The 16,549-nt window shown below is 58.7% G+C and carries 13 protein-coding genes; 6 read left to right on the top strand and 7 right to left on the bottom strand.

Annotation, left to right across the window (positions count from 1 at the left end; all coding sequences use genetic code 11):
- Positions 1-67 precede the first annotated feature (67 nt).
- Positions 68-1,273: a helix-turn-helix domain-containing protein gene (locus GOW56_RS03430; RefSeq protein WP_152458283.1), complete on the bottom strand. Its 1,206-nt coding sequence runs from the start codon at positions 1,271-1,273 to the stop codon at positions 68-70.
- Between the two features lie 129 nt (positions 1,274-1,402).
- Complete coding sequence (gene hemA, locus GOW56_RS03435) at positions 1,403-2,626, bottom strand: 5-aminolevulinate synthase (RefSeq protein ID WP_152458284.1); 1,224 nt, start codon at positions 2,624-2,626, stop codon at positions 1,403-1,405.
- 325 nt (positions 2,627-2,951) lie between these two features.
- Between hemA and GOW56_RS03440 the strand changes: the two genes are divergently transcribed.
- Positions 2,952-4,337, top strand: a complete 1,386-nt coding sequence (locus GOW56_RS03440; RefSeq protein ID WP_171204938.1) for a dipeptidase — start codon at positions 2,952-2,954, stop codon at positions 4,335-4,337.
- 153 nt (positions 4,338-4,490) lie between these two features.
- On the opposite strand, the gene lpdA is transcribed toward GOW56_RS03440, so the two are convergent.
- A complete protein-coding gene (gene lpdA, locus GOW56_RS03445) occupies positions 4,491-5,885 on the bottom strand; it encodes a dihydrolipoyl dehydrogenase (RefSeq protein ID WP_171204939.1) in 1,395 nt (464 codons plus the stop codon).
- Between the two features lie 213 nt (positions 5,886-6,098).
- Between lpdA and GOW56_RS03450 the strand changes: the two genes are divergently transcribed.
- Positions 6,099-6,533 (top strand): hypothetical protein, encoded by a 435-nt coding sequence (locus tag GOW56_RS03450; RefSeq protein WP_171204940.1) that lies wholly within the window; start codon positions 6,099-6,101, stop codon positions 6,531-6,533.
- A gap of 43 nt (positions 6,534-6,576) precedes the next feature.
- Here the strand turns inward: GOW56_RS03450 and GOW56_RS03455 are convergent, their stop codons facing one another.
- From GOW56_RS03455 to GOW56_RS03470, 4 genes are all read right to left on the bottom strand, one after another.
- The gene (locus tag GOW56_RS03455) at positions 6,577-7,152 is read right to left on the bottom strand and encodes a DUF924 family protein (RefSeq protein WP_152458288.1); all 576 of its coding nucleotides are present in this window, start codon (positions 7,150-7,152) and stop codon (positions 6,577-6,579) included.
- Positions 7,153-7,261: 109 nt separating this feature from the next.
- Complete coding sequence (locus GOW56_RS03460; protein ID WP_152458289.1) at positions 7,262-8,533, bottom strand: MFS transporter; 1,272 nt, start codon at positions 8,531-8,533, stop codon at positions 7,262-7,264.
- A gap of 111 nt (positions 8,534-8,644) precedes the next feature.
- Complete coding sequence (gene queA, locus GOW56_RS03465) at positions 8,645-9,691, bottom strand: tRNA preQ1(34) S-adenosylmethionine ribosyltransferase-isomerase QueA (RefSeq protein ID WP_171204941.1); 1,047 nt, start codon at positions 9,689-9,691, stop codon at positions 8,645-8,647.
- A gap of 42 nt (positions 9,692-9,733) precedes the next feature.
- On the bottom strand, positions 9,734-13,120 hold the full coding sequence (locus GOW56_RS03470) for a DUF3971 domain-containing protein (RefSeq protein WP_371807868.1): 3,387 nt from the start codon (positions 13,118-13,120) through the stop codon (positions 9,734-9,736).
- Positions 13,121-13,188: 68 nt separating this feature from the next.
- Here GOW56_RS03470 and GOW56_RS03475 point away from each other — a divergent pair, with 68 nt between their 5' ends.
- The 4 genes from GOW56_RS03475 (at position 13,189) to GOW56_RS03490 (ending at position 16,549) form a co-directional block, all read left to right on the top strand.
- Positions 13,189-13,650: a peroxiredoxin gene (locus GOW56_RS03475; protein WP_171204943.1), complete on the top strand. Its 462-nt coding sequence runs from the start codon at positions 13,189-13,191 to the stop codon at positions 13,648-13,650.
- Positions 13,651-13,734: 84 nt separating this feature from the next.
- Positions 13,735-14,553, top strand: coding sequence for a ferritin-like domain-containing protein (locus GOW56_RS03480; protein WP_371807871.1), 819 nt, complete (start codon positions 13,735-13,737; stop codon positions 14,551-14,553).
- Positions 14,554-14,727: 174 nt separating this feature from the next.
- Entirely contained in the window at positions 14,728-16,059 is a 1,332-nt protein-coding gene (locus GOW56_RS03485) for a M23 family metallopeptidase (RefSeq protein WP_171167673.1), read from the top strand.
- A complete protein-coding gene (locus GOW56_RS03490; protein WP_117868644.1) occupies positions 16,049-16,549 on the top strand; it encodes a polymer-forming cytoskeletal protein in 501 nt (166 codons plus the stop codon). The genes GOW56_RS03485 and GOW56_RS03490 overlap by 11 nt, the downstream gene beginning before the upstream one ends.

Consider the following 16,549-nt stretch of genomic DNA (forward strand, 5'->3'; position numbering starts at 1 on the left):
ACGGATCCGCGTCTGCCTGAGTTGCGATTGTAGATAGTTCGGCAACGGGGTTATCGCAATGGCTAGATCACTCGGCGGGCGTTTCTGTCGCCTCGGTTTGCAGTTCCGCCACCAGTTGCTTGAGCGCACTGTTCTGTTCCGCCTCCAGATCGGCGACGGCATAGGCCTCGGACACGGCGTCTTTCGACAGAACAACACCCTTGGCGACCGTGCCCGGAGCACCCGCCGGGCCGTAATGTTCACCGTTCATCGCGAAATATACCGATCCCGACGCGCCCGCACGCAATGTCGGCGGTTCTTCTGTCAGGGGCACTTCGAATACGCTGCCTTGCTCGACGGTTCCCAGCGTACCTTCGAAAATGACGCTGCCATCCGCAGCCGTCACACGCATCCAGGCGGGATCAACTGCCACGATCTTTAGCGTGGTATCGATCTGTTCGACCACTTGCGGCAGGGCCGGTTTTTCGACCGTGTGCAGTTCAGCCACTTCGAACTGCGGCAATTCGGGCGGGCGGAAGGTTCCAACCTCGCGCGGATCAAGCGTTGAGATCGGAGCATCCCGCGAGACCAGCACCGGGACATCCAGCGCCTGCGGACGATAGAGACGGTCCAGTGCTTCGGCACTTGCCACTTCCGTAACATCATCTGACACGTTGCTGCGCGCCGCATCCAGCGGATCCAGATCAGACAGAACCACCGGTGCCTGTTCAACCGGGCTGACCTGTACTTGCTGAATCTTGTTCAAAACAGCCCAACCGCCATAGCCAATGCCACCGATCACCGCGAGCAAAACCAGCGACGAGCCGATTGCGCGAGGTTCAATCTGACTGACCAGAGACTCCTTGCCCGGAATATAGGGCGTATTGGGCGAAATGAACGGATCCCGCCCCATCGGACCGCGCGCAGGCAGAGCCCCCGAAGGTTTCCGCACCACCGAGGCCTCTGCGGACATGCCATGAGCGACCTCAAATCCGCTTTCCTCACAGAAAGTCGCGAAGGTCTCATCGGGGTTCATACCCAGATAGCGCGCATAAGAACGCACATACCCGGCGATAAAGCCGGGTGTATCAAACGCATCTGGGTCGGCGTTTTCAATTGCAGCGATATAGTTGGCTTTGATCCGCAGCTCGCGCTGAACATCCAGAAGAGATTTGCCCATCGTTGCGCGTTCACCGCGCATCTTGTCGCCTAGGCGAACTTCGTAGTCGTCAAACCCTTTTGGTCTGACATCTACGTCCTCTTCGGATTCGCGCTGAGATCTGCGCCCAATCATCCCTGCTGCCCCATTCTGCCTGTCGCGTATTTCGCGTAAGTGGCGAATCATCCCCAGAATGATTCGTCTACTCGTTTTGTTAGCGTAAGCTTAACACGCGGCAAACTCGTTGCACACTTTGGCGTTAGGTTATCCGGCAAGTTCGGCGCGATTTAGCGCACAATGTGACCAAAGTTCGTCCATCGCTTGCACCAGACGGTTCATTTCGTCGGGTCCATGCACCGGAGACGGGGTAAAACGCAGACGCTCGGTTCCGCGCGGGACGGTCGGGAAATTGATCGGTTGCACGTAAATGCCATAATCGTCCAGCAGCATATCGCTGAGCTTTTTGGTGTGCACCGGATTGCCGACGATCACTGGCACGATATGGCTGCCGTGGTCGATCAGCGGAAGGCCCATTCCCTTCAGCCGCAGCTTGAGGATCTTCGCCTGGGTCTGGTGCTGCTCGCGCAGCTCAGACGCGGTTTTCAGGTGCGCAACGGATGCAGCAGCCCCTGCGGCAACTGCCGGCGGCAACGATGTCGTAAAGATAAAGCCCGGCGCATAAGACCGCACGGCATCGCACATCTTTGCGCTGGCGGCGATATAGCCCCCCATGACGCCATATGCCTTGGCCAGAGTGCCATTGATGATGTCGATCCGATGTGCCAGCCGGTCACGCTCGGTCACGCCGCCGCCGCGCGGGCCATACATGCCCACCGCGTGCACTTCGTCGATATAGGTCAGCGCGCCGAATTCATCTGCGAGATCGCAGATTTCTTCGATCGGACCAAAATCGCCATCCATCGAGTAGACGGACTCGAACGCGATCAGCTTGGGTGCGGCGGGATCGTCCGCCTCGAGCAATTCGCGCAGATGCGCCACGTCGTTATGACGGAAGATGCGCTTGGCCCCGCCGTTTCGGCGCACCCCTTCTATCATCGAAGCATGGTTCAGCGCGTCAGAATAGATGATCAGCCCCGGAAACAGCTTGGGCAGCGTGCTGAGCGTGGCGTCGTTGGCAATATACGCGCTGGTGAACAAAAGCGCGGCTTCCTTGCCATGCAGATCTGCCAGCTCGGCCTCGAGCCGTTTGTGATAGACCGTTGTCCCCGAGATGTTGCGCGTCCCGCCCGATCCTGCACCTGCGGCTTCGACCGCCTCGTGCATTGCGTTCAGAACAACAGGGTGCTGGCCCATGCCCAGATAGTCATTGCCGCACCATACGGTGATGTTCTGCTGCGAGCCGTCCGGGCGCGTGCGCACCGCGTGCGGAAAATGTCCGTTGCGACGTTCGATATCGATGAAGGTCCGGTAACGTCCTTCGTCATGCAGCCTGGCAATCGCTGAATCGAGCTGAGCAGTATAGTCCAACGGACCCTCCTTGAATGCCCGTTTCCGGTTTCCCTTGGGCAATTAGTCTGCCACATCCAACAGCTTAACCTGTATCAGCAGCTTTGTGTTACTTTATTCAGCTGGTTACAGCCGAACAGGTGAACCCAACTTTGATTTGCATCAAATATAAGTTTGCAATGCTCACGGCAAGTATAGTTCCGGCTATCGGACGCGTGGAAACGACGCAGCCCGCGCAACGTCATTCGCGGGCTTGTGATTGCATGAACAATTCAGATCAACCGCTCTGGACGGCGCCGTCTACGCTGCTAGGGTTCGCGCGAACACAGACAAGCAGGAGATCCCCATGTCGCTAGACACCGTGCTGAACCGGATTGACGAAGATCTGCAAACCTCGATCGACCGCCTGATGGAGCTGCTGCGCATCCCTTCGATCTCAACCGATCCCGCGTACAAGGCCGACGTCAGCCGTGCGGCCGACTGGCTGGTTGCCGACCTCAACAGTATCGGAATTGCAGCAGAAAAACGGGAAACCCCGGGACACCCGATGGTCGTAGGCCATGTGGGCGAGGACTCGGATGCACCCCATATCCTGTTTTATGGCCATTATGATGTGCAACCCGTCGATCCGTTGAACCTTTGGACGCGCGACCCGTTTGACCCCGCCATCGAAGATACCGAGCACGGCCCCGTCATCCGCGGGCGCGGGGCATCGGACGACAAAGGTCAATTGATGACATTCGTCGAAGCCTGCCGCGCATGGAAAGCGGTGCACGGATCCCTGCCCTGCCGCATCACCTTCTTCTTTGAAGGCGAAGAGGAATCCGGCTCACCCTCGCTGGTCCCCTTCCTCGAAGAAAACGCGGCCGAACTCAAAGCGGATCTGGCGCTGGTTTGCGATACATCCATGGTGTCGCGAGGTGTTCCGTCGATTGCCGCGCAGCTTCGCGGCATGCTGAAGGACGAGTTCACGATCATCGGGCCCCGCATCGATCTGCACTCCGGCCATTACGGTGGCCCGGGGCTGAACCCGCTGCGCGAGCTGTCGAAGATCGTTGCCTCATTCTATGATGACGAAACCGGGCGTGTCGCGGTCGATGGTTTCTATAAAGGCGTTCATGAAGTGCCCCAGGACCAGCTGCGCCAGTGGCAGAATTGCGGTTTCGATGAAGCGGATTATCTGAATTCGGTCGGCTATACCCAGCCGCACGGCGAAAAAGCCTATTCGACGCTCGAACAGCAATGGGCGCGCCCGACACTTGAGGTGAACGGGCTGTGGGGCGGATACAATGGCGCAGGCTCGAAAACCGTTATCCCTTCGGAAGCGCATTGTAAAATCACGTGCCGACTGGTCGGCGACATGGACCCCGACGCGCTGCGCAACAAGATCCGCAAACATGTCGAGGATCGCCTGTCCCCGGATGCAAAAGTTGTCTGGGACAACGATCTGGAAGGTTCGCCCGCTTCGGTCATGAATATCGATCGCCCGGAATTCGAAGCCGCGCGCAAAGCACTGTCGGACGAGTGGGACCGCGAAGCGGTGTTTACCGGCATGGGCGGCTCGATCCCCGTCGTCGGGTATTTCAATACCGTTCTGGGGCTGGATTCGATGCTGGTCGGCTATGCCAACGAGGACGACGCCATCCATTCGCCGAATGAGAAATACGACGTCAAAAGCTTTCACAAGGGCATCCGTTCGTGGGCCCGCATTCTGGATGCTTTGAACAAGTAACGGATTTCAGCGAGGCTCTGCCTCGCGCTCCGGGATATTTGACGCCAGATGAATAAAGGATCCCTTGTTCATCTGGCCCAAAATATCCCGGGGGAGCCGCGCGCAGCAAGGCGGGGGCAGAGCCCCCTGTCCGACCGCAACACGCGTATGACGTTACATGTGAATCACGCGGCCATAAGCGTCCAACACGCTTTCATGCATCATTTCTGACAGAGTCGGGTGCGGGAAGACCGTGTTCATCAGGTCTTCTTCGGTGGTCTCCAGCTGCCGCCCAACCACATAGCCCTGAATCAGTTCCGTGACTTCCGCGCCGATCATATGGGCCCCCAGCAATTCGCCTGTCTTGGCGTCGAACACGGTTTTGATCAGACCTTCCGGTTCGCCCAGAGCAATGGCCTTGCCGTTGCCGATGAAGGGGAAGCGACCGACTTTGATGTCATAGCCCAGCTCTTTGGCCTTGGCTTCGGTATATCCCACCGAGGCCACTTGCGGCTGACAATAGGTACATCCGGCGATGCTTTCGGGCTTGACCGGATGCGCATGCTTGCCCGCGATCAGATCGGCAACCATGACACCTTCGTGGCTGGCTTTATGTGCAAGCCAGGGCGCGCCCGCGATGTCACCGATCGCATAAAGGCCATCGACGCCGGTGCGGCAATATTCATCCGTCACCACATGCGTGCGGTCGAGCTTGACGCCCAGCGCCTCGAGCCCGAGGTTTTCGACATTCCCAACAATCCCGACAGCCGAGATAACGGTGTCGAACTCGTGCTTTTCAACCTTGCCCTTGACCTCGATATGAGCGGTGACCTTGCCCTTGCCGCGATCCAACTGCTTGACCATGGCTTTTTCCATGATGGTCATGCCTTGCTTGGTGAAGGCTTTCTTGGCCAAGGCACTGATTTCCGCATCTTCCACGGGCAACACGCGGTCCATCACCTCGACCACCGTCGTGTCGGCCCCCAGCGTGTTGTAGAAACTGGCAAATTCGATTCCGATCGCGCCCGAGCCGATGACCAGCAGCTTCTTTGGCATCCGGGGCGGTTGCAGCGCGTGCTTGTACGTCCAGACCAGATCGCCATCAGCCTCGAGACCGGGCAGTTCGCGGGCCCGTGCGCCGGTTGCAAGAATGATGTTCTTGGCCGTCAGTTCTTCGGTGCCCTTATCGGTCTTGACGCTGACCTTGCCTTTTGCGGGGATCGTCGCCTCCCCCATCACCACGGCGACCTTGTTCTTTTTCAGCAGATGGCCGATGCCGCCCGAAAGCTGCCCGGCAACACCACGGGATCTTTTGACGACCGCGTCCAGATCGTAACCGATCTTGTCGGCCTTCAATCCGAAATCCTTGGCGCGTGCCATCAGATGGAACACTTCGGAGGACCGCAGCAATGCCTTGGTCGGAATGCACCCCCAGTTCAGGCAGATGCCACCAAGGTGCTCGCGCTCGACCACGACGGTTTTCAGACCAAGCTGGGCCGCACGGATGGCGGCGACATAGCCACCGGGGCCAGCCCCGATTACGATCAGATCATAGGATTGTGCAGCCATGTGTTCCTCTCGGCGCAGGTGGTGAAAATTTAGTTTACCATTAAACTATTTCCAGAAACGCATCAACACGCCTTCCCGCGACAAATGAGACGCAGGGTAAACCATGCCTGAATATGCGGATTTCAGCCTATACCCCGGCCCGTGCTATGGCTAGAACAGAACCGCCGACGCCGCTCGGACATTTGTGAAGACATTGAATTCAAGAGGTTTACTATGGCCAAAACACTAAAAGATCTGACGCTTGCTCTGCTCAACGCAACTTTGATACTTGTCGCCCTGTGCCTGTTTCTGGGCTGGAAGCTGGTATCGAAAGTCGAAAGCGTCTCGGCAGAATTCTCGGAGGCTGTGCAGGTTCTTGCCCCTATTCGGGATGAGGCAAAGGGTATTCGGGGCGAACTTTCCGCGCTGCGTGGTGATTTGGCGACCCTGAGGAGTGAGAACCAGATCACCGACAGTCAAGCCGCACAAGACATCCAGGTAACGTTGCGCCGCCTGAACGCAGTTGACCAAAAGCTGCAAACTGCGCAGGAGCGGTTCACTGAACTTGCCGAGACACCAGAGGTTTTGATCGCCCAGGCCATACAGACCGGAGCAGACGTCGCGTCCGAACGCGTCTTGTCGTTCAAAGGATGCGAGCCGGGAGCCTGAAGCCACCGCACTAACAACAGAGGCGCAAAACCTTTGTACAGTCTCAGGCCATTGCTTGCAGCTCTCGCACAGTGCTGCCATAGCCGCCCATGTCGACGTAAGCCTCTTCATGGGGGGTCGAGCTGCGCGACAGTGCTTTGTTCCGGTAAGGGAAACGACCGAACTTGCGGATCACTTCACGATGCGCACGGGCGTGCAGCAGATTGCTTGTATCGCCGCTTAGGTTCTGACAGATCAGACGCACGCAGCGTTCCTGATCACACAGATTTTCCGAATGCATCATCGGCAGGTAAAAGAACTGCCGGGCCGGTTCATCGATCTTCTTGTCCCAACCTCTGTCCACCGCGCATTTCGCAGCCGCCAGGGCCGCTCGGTCCGTCGCGAAAGCACGCGCTTGCCCGCGGAACATGTTGCGTGGAAACTGGTCCGTCAAAATTATGTAAGCCAGTGACCCGCTGGGATAGGTCAGCCAGAGCGAAAACTTGCCCTCGGCCGCAGCCTCCCACGTTGATTGAAAACGTGCGCGGATTTCTGAATCCAGCGCTTCATCCTCTATGTACCAGCCCTTTGGACCCACCTCATCTAACCAAAAACTCAATACTTCTTCAGGCGTTACCATTGCCTTAAACTCCGTCTTGTGCCCGTAGTTTGGACGTAACGTCATTTAAGGCCGTTTTACAGAACTGTTACAGTAACATATTGCAACACTTGCGACATAATCCTGTGTCCTAGGCATCTTCCTGCTCAGCCTGTTCGGCCTCGGCGGCTTCGATGGCGACTTCCTGTGCCACTTCAAACGCAACTGGCGAGGCTGTTGGATACAGCGTCGACATTGTGCCGGTTTCGTCCACGGGTATCGATGCCCGCTGCGTCGTCCGATACAGGGCGTAAAGTGCCATTGCGAGTAACAGTGCCGCAATAAAGAGAAAAAAGCCCGGTGGCCCGAATACGGCATCCCCCATCAGCCAGCCGGTGATCACCGGCCCGGCAATCGCGCCCAGACCGTTGATGAATACCAACCCACCGGATGCGGCCGCCATGTCCTCGTGATCCAGAAAGTCATTCGCATGCGCGATCAGCAGTGAATATAGCGGGTTGGACATACCGCCGATCAGGAAAGCCGAAGCAAGCAGAATTGGAAACGATCCGCCCATCATCATAGCGATAGTTGCGCCACCGGCACCGGCGAGCGCCACAAGCAGGATCAGAAAGCGGCGATCCATACGGTCAGAGAACCAGCCCAAAGGGTATTGCAGAACCACAGCGCCGATATAAAACGCCGCAACGAAGGTCGAAATTTCAACAAGCGACAGCCCTGCCCGGGCGCCATACACCGCCGCCATGCCGAACTGCGCGGAAAACACACCCCCCAGAAGAAACATGCCCACGCAGCCTAGAGGCGAGGTTTCCAGTAGTTGCTTCAGGGTCATCGGTTTGGTGGTATCAAAGGCCGGTGTCGGCGAAATCGACAGCAAAATCGGTGCGAAGGACACTGAAACCAGGATCGAGGCGATCACAAACGTCTCGTAACCGGCCGGGTCGCCGACAAGAACAAGCGCCTGCGCACTGATGATCCCCGTCATCTGTACGATCATATAGAGCGACAGCGCCTGCCCGCGATTTTCATTGCTGGCCGCATTGTTGAGCCAGCTTTCAGCGGTGACATAGACGCCCGAAAAACAGAATCCGATCACCACCCGGCCCAAAGCCCACGCGATCGGGTTGGTCAGCATGGGATACATGATCATCACGGCCGAAATAAACGACGCAAGGGCCGCAAAGACCCGCACGTGGCCAACGCGCCGGATCATCTCGGGCGCAAGGCGTGAGCCGCCCAGAAAGCCCAGAAAATAGGCCGACATGACAAAAGACATCTCGAGGGTCGAAAAGCCTTCGATCTCACCCCGCACACCCAGAATCGTGCCCTGAAGGCCGTTTCCGACCATCAGCAACCCCATGCCGAGCAGCAGCGCCCATGCGCTGGAAAGGACCTGAATCATTGGGGCCTCCGACTAGTGCCAACCTGATTTTAGTGTCGTTCTGCGATCAAAGACCGCCTACGTCGCGCTTGTCTACGACATTCCCGATCCGCGATGCTGTTTCCGCGCCTCTCAAGGGATCAAAAGCGACGCGTCGCCATAGGAAAAGAACCGGTATTTCCGGGCGATGGCATGCGCGTAGACATCGCGCATCCGATCCTGCCCCATCAGCGCCGAAACCAGCATGAGCAACGTGGATTTCGGCAGGTGAAAATTGGTCATCAATGCGTCAGTGACATGGAATTCAAAACCTGGATAGATGAAGATATCCGTTTCGCCTTCCCAGGGTTCGATCTTTCCTGACCTTGCCGCACTTTCGATCAGTCGCAAAGCCGTTGTCCCCACCGGGATCACCCGCCCGCCGGCGACCTTGGTTGCCTGTATCTCGGCGGCGGCGTCGGGGCTTACCTGCCCCCACTCAGCATGCATCTTGTGTGTTGTGACATCCTCAACCTTGACCGGAAGAAAAGTCCCTGCCCCGACATGAAGCGTCACATGCGTGAAGCTTACCCCCCGTTTTGCCAGCGCCTTCATCAGCGCCTCATCGAAATGCAATGATGCGGTCGGGGCGGCCACGGCACCGGAATGATTTGCCCAGATGGTCTGATAGTCCGTCTTGTCCCGTTCATCAGCCGGACGTTTGGCTGCGATGTAGGGCGGCAGAGGCATTGCTCCGGCTTGATCCAGCGCCGCGTCGAAATCCTCGCCGCTGAGATTGAAGCGCAGATACGCCTGGCCATCCGCAACCCTGTCCAGCGTGGCGCTGAGATCATCCGAGAAGACAATCTCTTCCCCAAGCTTCACCTTCTTGAGCGGCTTGATCAACGCAGACCACGTGCCATCGGCCTGTGGATCAAGCAAAGTGGCCTCGATCCCTGCGGAAACCGGCCCCTGCGCGCTGTCTCGGTGGCGCCGGCCGTTCAGTCGCGCCGGAATGACCCGTGTGTCATTCAACACCAGCCGGTCACCTGGCCGCAGAAAATCGGGCAGGTCGAAAACATGGCTGTCCGTGATTGCATCCCCCTGCGCCACCAGCAGACGTGCAGAGGAACGCGGGCTGGCCGGCCGCGTGGCGATCAGGTCTTCGGGCAGATGGAAATCAAAATCGCTAAGTTTCATGCCCGCGCCTTACAACCCTGCATCAGATTCGGCCATATCCTGTCAGCGGTCACTTGGGGATGAGCCAAATGTGCGTTTGGGTTCATCCGGTTTCTGCGGCTCTGCGTTCGGACCATCCTGAACTTTGGGTGCCGGGGCACGCATCAGGTCGCGCAGGAACAGAGGTGCGAGACCGGACAACGGATTTACCGAAACTTTGGGCGAGGCAAGTGGGCCGGTCAGAGTGTAGTTGAAGCCAAAGACGCCCTCGCCCTTGCGCGTAAACACGCTGCCAACTGCGTTGAGCAGGTATATGGGCGAGATCGCACCGCGCAGGTTCAGCAATCCGTTCACCGTATCGATGGTGCCATCAAAAGACAGGCCCATCGACGGGCCGACGGCACTGCCGCTTAGCACTTTGATGTCTGTGGGGGTGACACGCATCCGGCTGTCGATTGCTGCAAAAAAGATACCCTGCCCCGCCATTTCATCCAACAGGCCCACAAGGCTGATGGCATTCAGCAAGGCCGCCATGGCCGGGGCGTCGGTTATCCGCGTGTTGGTGATTTTCAGCATCACGTCATAGCTGCCCGGTGCCGTCACAGGTTCGAGCTTGAGGTTCATTTCTCCGCCCCGCGCCTGTGTCAGTACTCCGGCCGATCGTAGCACGGACCCCGCATCTTGCGACGTCAGGTCAACAGCACTTCGGTTCCCTCTGGGGCTGACCTGCCCTCTGACCGGCGCACCGCCATTGACCTGCGCGGTGAAGTTCCCTTGTATTCCGCCGGTCGTCTGAAATGCACCCCGGAACCCGGTCAGCGCGACGGTTTCCGTAACCTGAAGGCGATCCAGAGCCACGTCCAGTTTCGGCCCGGCGGCGCCCCCGCCGCCCGATCCGCCGCTTTCGCCGAAATTCGCGCGGCCCATATCAAGGACGCCGCCAAGCACACGGATGTCCGGCATGGCGTTTCCGCGCCCGATCAGCTCTGCCGGGACCGCCAGCCAGTCGCCGAGGTCGAAAGAGGTGAAGCGAACCCGGTCATATTCGCCGTTTTCGCGAAACGTAATGGAGGCTGATGTACGCAAACCCGCTGCATTTATGCGCAGGCTATCCACCTTCAACTGCGATCCCAAAGTCGCTTCGGCCGTCAGAGAGCCGGTCGAATTGGCCCCCTTTCTCCAACCAAGTTCGGGTATGGCCAGCGCGACCCCCTGCAAATCGGATGTGACGGATAATTTCGGGGCAACCACGGCGCCGAGCCCCAACGTGATATCTGCAATCCCTTTGCCGGTCAGCATACCCGGAGGTAGACCGGCGCCGATCTCATCCATCAATCGCGGCGACAGCTCGATCTGACCGGTCAGGGTGCTTCGCTGTTCAGACTTGCCGTCTATCGGCTGCCGCCAGAGCGCCGTCAGCGGTACGTCCCCGAACTGCCCCTGCCCCTGAATCTGAACGCCGGACTGATCACCAGAAAGGTCCAGAAGATCAGCACTGACGTCAAATCCGGGCACCAAGCGGTCACTGAACAGGTTGGCCAGCCTGCCGTCGAAATGGAACTCGGTCTCGTCAAACTTGAGACCCTTTTTCAAAGGCAAGGAAAGGGTTCCCGCCAGCGACACCGTTCCTTTCGCTACGTCAACGGGCAACCCCGCCTTGCTGAGCAATTCCAGCGGAGGCCTGTCCAACAACGACAACGCGGCCGTCACGCTGCCTTTGGCCTGAATGCGCGCAATCGCAGGCGCGGATTTCTTGATATCCGTGTCGGGTATGATGAAGGACGTCCCCGACGCATCAACAGCACCGCCGTCATCCGCAATCACAACACCCTGCTGTGCAGTGACCGTGAACCTGCTGTTGATCAGGCTGGCCTGACCCTGCGCCTTTTCGATCGGCGGCAGCGTTTTGACAAACCGAATCTTCGCCTTTTCAAATCCGAAATCCAGATATAGATCCGGTTTCGATCCGGGCAGCAGGCGCAGGGCAAAGTCCATATCCGACAGAACCCCTTCGTACAGGTTTTCGGTCACCCACTCTCGCGGTTTCGGGGCCAGACGTTCGGGCCAGTATCCCAAAACCTTGTCCGACGTCATTTGATCCAGGTGTGCGTCCAGCTTGACGGCCCAGCCATCCGGCCGCCCGGTCAGGACGCCAAAGGCACGCACCGTGTGACCCGGATCTTCAATGGTCATCTGACCCAGATGCAGCTGGAACGGGTTGAGGACCATCTTGAAATCCAGGCTGGCCCGCGAAAGCTGAATAGGTTGCGGGAACAGGTTTGCCGGGTTCACGTTGATACCGGACAGCCGCAACTGTGCAGACAGGCTGTCCAGCACGCCATCTTCTGCACCTTCCAGATACGCCTTTCCGTCAGCCTGAACCTCACCCCAGGCCGAGACCACCGAAACTTCGTTGAAATCCAGAATCTGACCTTTGGGATCATAGGTGAAATAGGTGCGCGCGGATTCGAAGGGAACCGGGCGTGTTTCCGGGTTTGGCTGCACCGCCCCCGCCCCCAGATTCAGCGTGGCGTACAAAGTTCCGATCGCTCCGTTTTCGTCGACACCACCCCGCAAGGCACCCGAAATCGGGGCCCGCAGAACCTGCAACCAGGCAAGGGCGGGCGTTTGGCCCGCGATGTCCTCGGCTGGCAGGTCAGTGACCGAGATCCCGAATTGTGCGGCAGGTGTACCCAGAACGCTTGTATAATTGGCCTCGATGGCACTGACATAGTCACGCCCCGCCAGAACCGAAAACCCGGTTGCCAAGCGCACTTCGTTGCCGCTTCGGTTGGCTTGAATATGCCCACCGTCCAGAATCCAGGACCGCCCCTGCCGAAGATCGCGATAATCCAGTGTGATCGCATCAAGCTCGACCGAGGTCAGCGCCGATAGCGCCGGAGACAGGAAAACCTGATCCGAAGCCTCGATAAGCTGTGCCAGGTTCGGGGCCTCCTGCACCGGTGCGCTGCCGGACCCGACCGTAAGGCTCAGCGCCCCGTCCTTGTCTCGGGTCACGGCGATCTGCGCACCCCTCAGAATTATCCTTTTGGGGCGAACGTGCCCCCGCAACAAGGGACGCATGGCCAGACTGGCGCGCATGTCGGACACCTGCGCTATTTGCCGACCCTCAGCGTCGCTGATGGCCACATCGGTCAGACGCAGACGGGGTCGCCATCCCTCGTGAATGATGAAACTCACATCGCCAAACCGGATTTGCAGCCCGCCCAAAGCCTGCTCAAGCCGCGCCTCGACCCTGTCCCGCAGCCAGACGGGTGCGTGCATTCGTTGTCCGACAACCATGAAACCGGTGAACAGCGCCAGCAGTACCAGCACGAAAGTGCCGCGCATGGCCCACAGGCCAGCGGCCCGACGGCGAGACCGACGGCGCACGGGCTTAACGGGCTGTGCTCCGTCGTCGTCTTCGTGCTGCTTCAAATTGCTGTCCACGCCTTCCAACCCGCACGCGTTGCCCTATGATATCAGGCAGCCTTTAAAAACCTTTAGCGGAGTTTCCAATGCCCGACGTTTCAGACATCGCCCCTGACTTCACTTTGCCGCGCGACGGCGGCGGCGAGGTGACGCTTTCGGCGTTGCGCGGTAGCACCGTGGTTCTGTTTTTCTACCCCCGCGATGATACGCCGGGCTGCACCAAGGAATCCATCGGTTTCTCGGAACAACTTCAGGCCTTTGCCGATGCGGGCGCACAAGTTTTCGGCATCTCGCGCGACAGCGTCGCCAAACATGACAAATTCGTCGCCAAACATGGGCTGACAACACCGCTGTTGTCGGATGAGAACGCGACCGTCTGTGAAGACTACGGCGTGTGGGTCGAAAAGAACATGTACGGGCGCAAGTCGATGGGGATTGAGCGTTCGACCTTCATCATCGACCCCGAAGGCAAAATTGCCCGCGTTTGGCGCAAGGTCAAAGTTCCCGGCCACGTGGACGAGGCGCTGGAAGCCGTGCGCGCGATGTAACGCCCTCGACCACGGTCGCCATCCGGTTTAAGAGCCACAGGATCAACCAGGCGGAGAATAATGGTGTCCAAATCGCTGACCCAGATGGCGACCGAAGTTCTTGCAACGGCAGAAGGTCGGGAAAAGACCGCCCTGTCCAAACAGCACGCCGCCGCGTGGTTTGCGTCGCGCAAGGGCGACGCGCCCCCGATCGAGATCGGGACGGCGTCACCCCCGCTGCGACCCGCGCGCCCGGAACGGCCAGAACTCCTGTCTCCGCGCGAGGTACCAAAGCGCAAACCGGGCACCGAGGCGGGCCGCATCGCCCTTTTGCACGCCGTGGCGCATATCGAACTGAACGCCGTCGATCTGCATTGGGATATCATTGCCCGCTTTGGCCATGTGCCGATGCCGATCGGGTTTTATGACGATTGGGTAAAATGCGCCGAAGAGGAATCGCGCCATTTCGAGATGGTCTGCGATTGTCTGGAACAGATGGGCAGCCACTATGGCGCCTTGCCCGCCCATTCGGGCATGTGGCGCGCGGCCGAAGACACCGCAGACGACCTGATGGGACGGCTTGCGGTCGTTCCGATGGTTCTCGAAGCGCGTGGTCTGGATGTGACCCCCGGCATGATCGAGATTTTTCGCAAGGCCAAGTCTGAGCAGGCCATCGCGGCGCTTGAGGTGATCTATGCCGAAGAAGTCGGCCATGTCGCTTATGGGTCCAAGTGGTTTCACTTCCTGTGCGGCCGGGAAAACACGGACCCCAAGGATGTGTTTCACGCATTGGTACGCCGGTATTTCCACGGCGTCCTCAAACCACCCTTCAACGAGGAAAAACGGGCTGAGGCCGGGTTGCCGCCCGATTTCTACTGGCCGCTGACCGAAGACCTACCCGCGCCCGGCGATATCACCAACTGACGCCTCAACATGCTTTTCGGCAATTTCCCGCCGATCTTTGGGGGGATTTCTACGCAGTTGGCGCCAGACTGATCAACAAACTTGCCCGAACGCTGCCTGCCCTTTATGCAGTCGGCCCAAGGAGCGGCCGGCACTCACAACCGGTCCCGATCTTGGGGATGAGAGGTAGGACGCGTGCGAACACGTCTGGCAATAAAAATACACTCCGCATTTGAACGGTACTTTCCGGAACGCCGGGTTTTTCTGAAGTCTGACAAAGATACACGTTTTATCCGTCTCAGCTCGGAAACGCAGGTGGTCGCGGTGGCCGGTGTTGCCGTCATGGTCGGATGGACCGCGGTCGCAACTGCCATTCTGCTTATGGACAGCATCGGTTCGGGCAACTTCCGGGAACAGGCGAAACGCGACCAGGCAACCTATCAGGAACGATTGAATGTCCTGTCCGCAGAACGCGACGCCCGTGCGCAGGAAGCCCTCGCCGCTCAGGATCGATTCAACGCCGCGCTGGAACAGATATCCGCCATGCAGTCCGAACTGCTGGCTTCGGAAAACCGCCGTCGCGAACTTGAGACGGGGATCGAAGTCATTCAGACCACGCTGCGCACAACCATGAAACAGCGGGAAGATGCGCGGAAGGAACTGGCGGCGCTGAAGCAGGAAAACAGCAATACAGACATGTACGTAACGGCCTCCAGCGCGCCGGTACAGATGGCCTTCATGACGGACGCTCTGGCGCGTACGGCCGAGGAACGCGATCAGATCGCCGCCGACGCCCGGCAAGCACTGGACCAGCGCGATGATCTTGAGCTGGAAATCCGCCTGATGCAGGAACGCAGCGACGAGATTTTCCGGCAGCTGGAAGAGGCCATGGTGATCTCGGTCGAGCCGCTGGACAAGATGTTCCGTCAGGCGGGAATGCCAACAGACCGTATCATCGAAGAGGTCCGGCGCGGATACAGCGGTATGGGCGGTCCGCTGACCCCTTTATCCCTTAGCACGCGCGGTGAGGTGGACGAGTTGTCCGCCGAGGAAGCCCGCGCGAATACATTGCTGAAACAGATGGATCAGCTGAACCTTTACCGACTTGCGGCGGAAAAGGCCCCCTTTGCCAATCCTGTACATTCGGCCGTGCGTTTCACCAGCGGCTATGGCAGCCGACGCGACCCCAAAACCGGTGGTCGCCGGATGCATAACGGGGTCGATTTCGCAGGGCCGCAAGGCACGGATATCTTTGCGACCGCAGACGGCGTCGTTACCCATGCAGGCTGGCAATCCGGTTTCGGACGGCTTGTGAAAATCAAGCACGCATTCGGAATTGAGACACTTTACGCTCATAACACCAAGATCAACGTGAAGGTTGGTCAAAGGGTCTCGCGCGGGGATCATATTGCTGATATGGGTAGCACCGGACGGTCGACCGGCACGCATCTGCACTATGAGGTGCGCGTGAACGGAAAACCCGTAAACCCAATGACTTACATCAAGGCTGCGAGAAATGTTTTCTAAAAGCAAAATCAACGAGCCCGCATCCAAGGCACCCGAGGCGGCCAAACCAGCCGCTCCGGCGACCCCAGCGGCCCCTGCACCGACCGAGTCGAAACCTGCCACCGCACCCAAGCCCAAGCCGCCTGCGTCGGTTCTGTCTTCGGATCTGCACATCACTGGCAATATCAAAACCTCTGGTGACATACAGGTGGAAGGCACAGTCGAAGGCGACATCCGCGCTCACCTTCTGACAATTGGTGAATCGGCAACGATCAAAGGTGAAGTCACCGCAGATGACGTCGTGATCAACGGACGTATCGTGGGTCGCGTACGTGGCCTCAAGGTGCGTCTGACATCGACCGCACGTGTCGAAGGCGACATCATCCACAAGACCATCGCCATCGAAAGCGGCGCGCATTTCGAAGGGTCTGTACAGCGACAGGACGATCCGCTGAATCCGGGCCGCAGCGCCAAAGCCGGATCGAACCCGGCAGCAGACGTCAAACAGTAA

The sequence above is a fragment of the Ruegeria sp. HKCCA0235A genome (assembly GCF_013033235.1).
GTDB lineage: Bacteria > Pseudomonadota > Alphaproteobacteria > Rhodobacterales > Rhodobacteraceae > Ruegeria.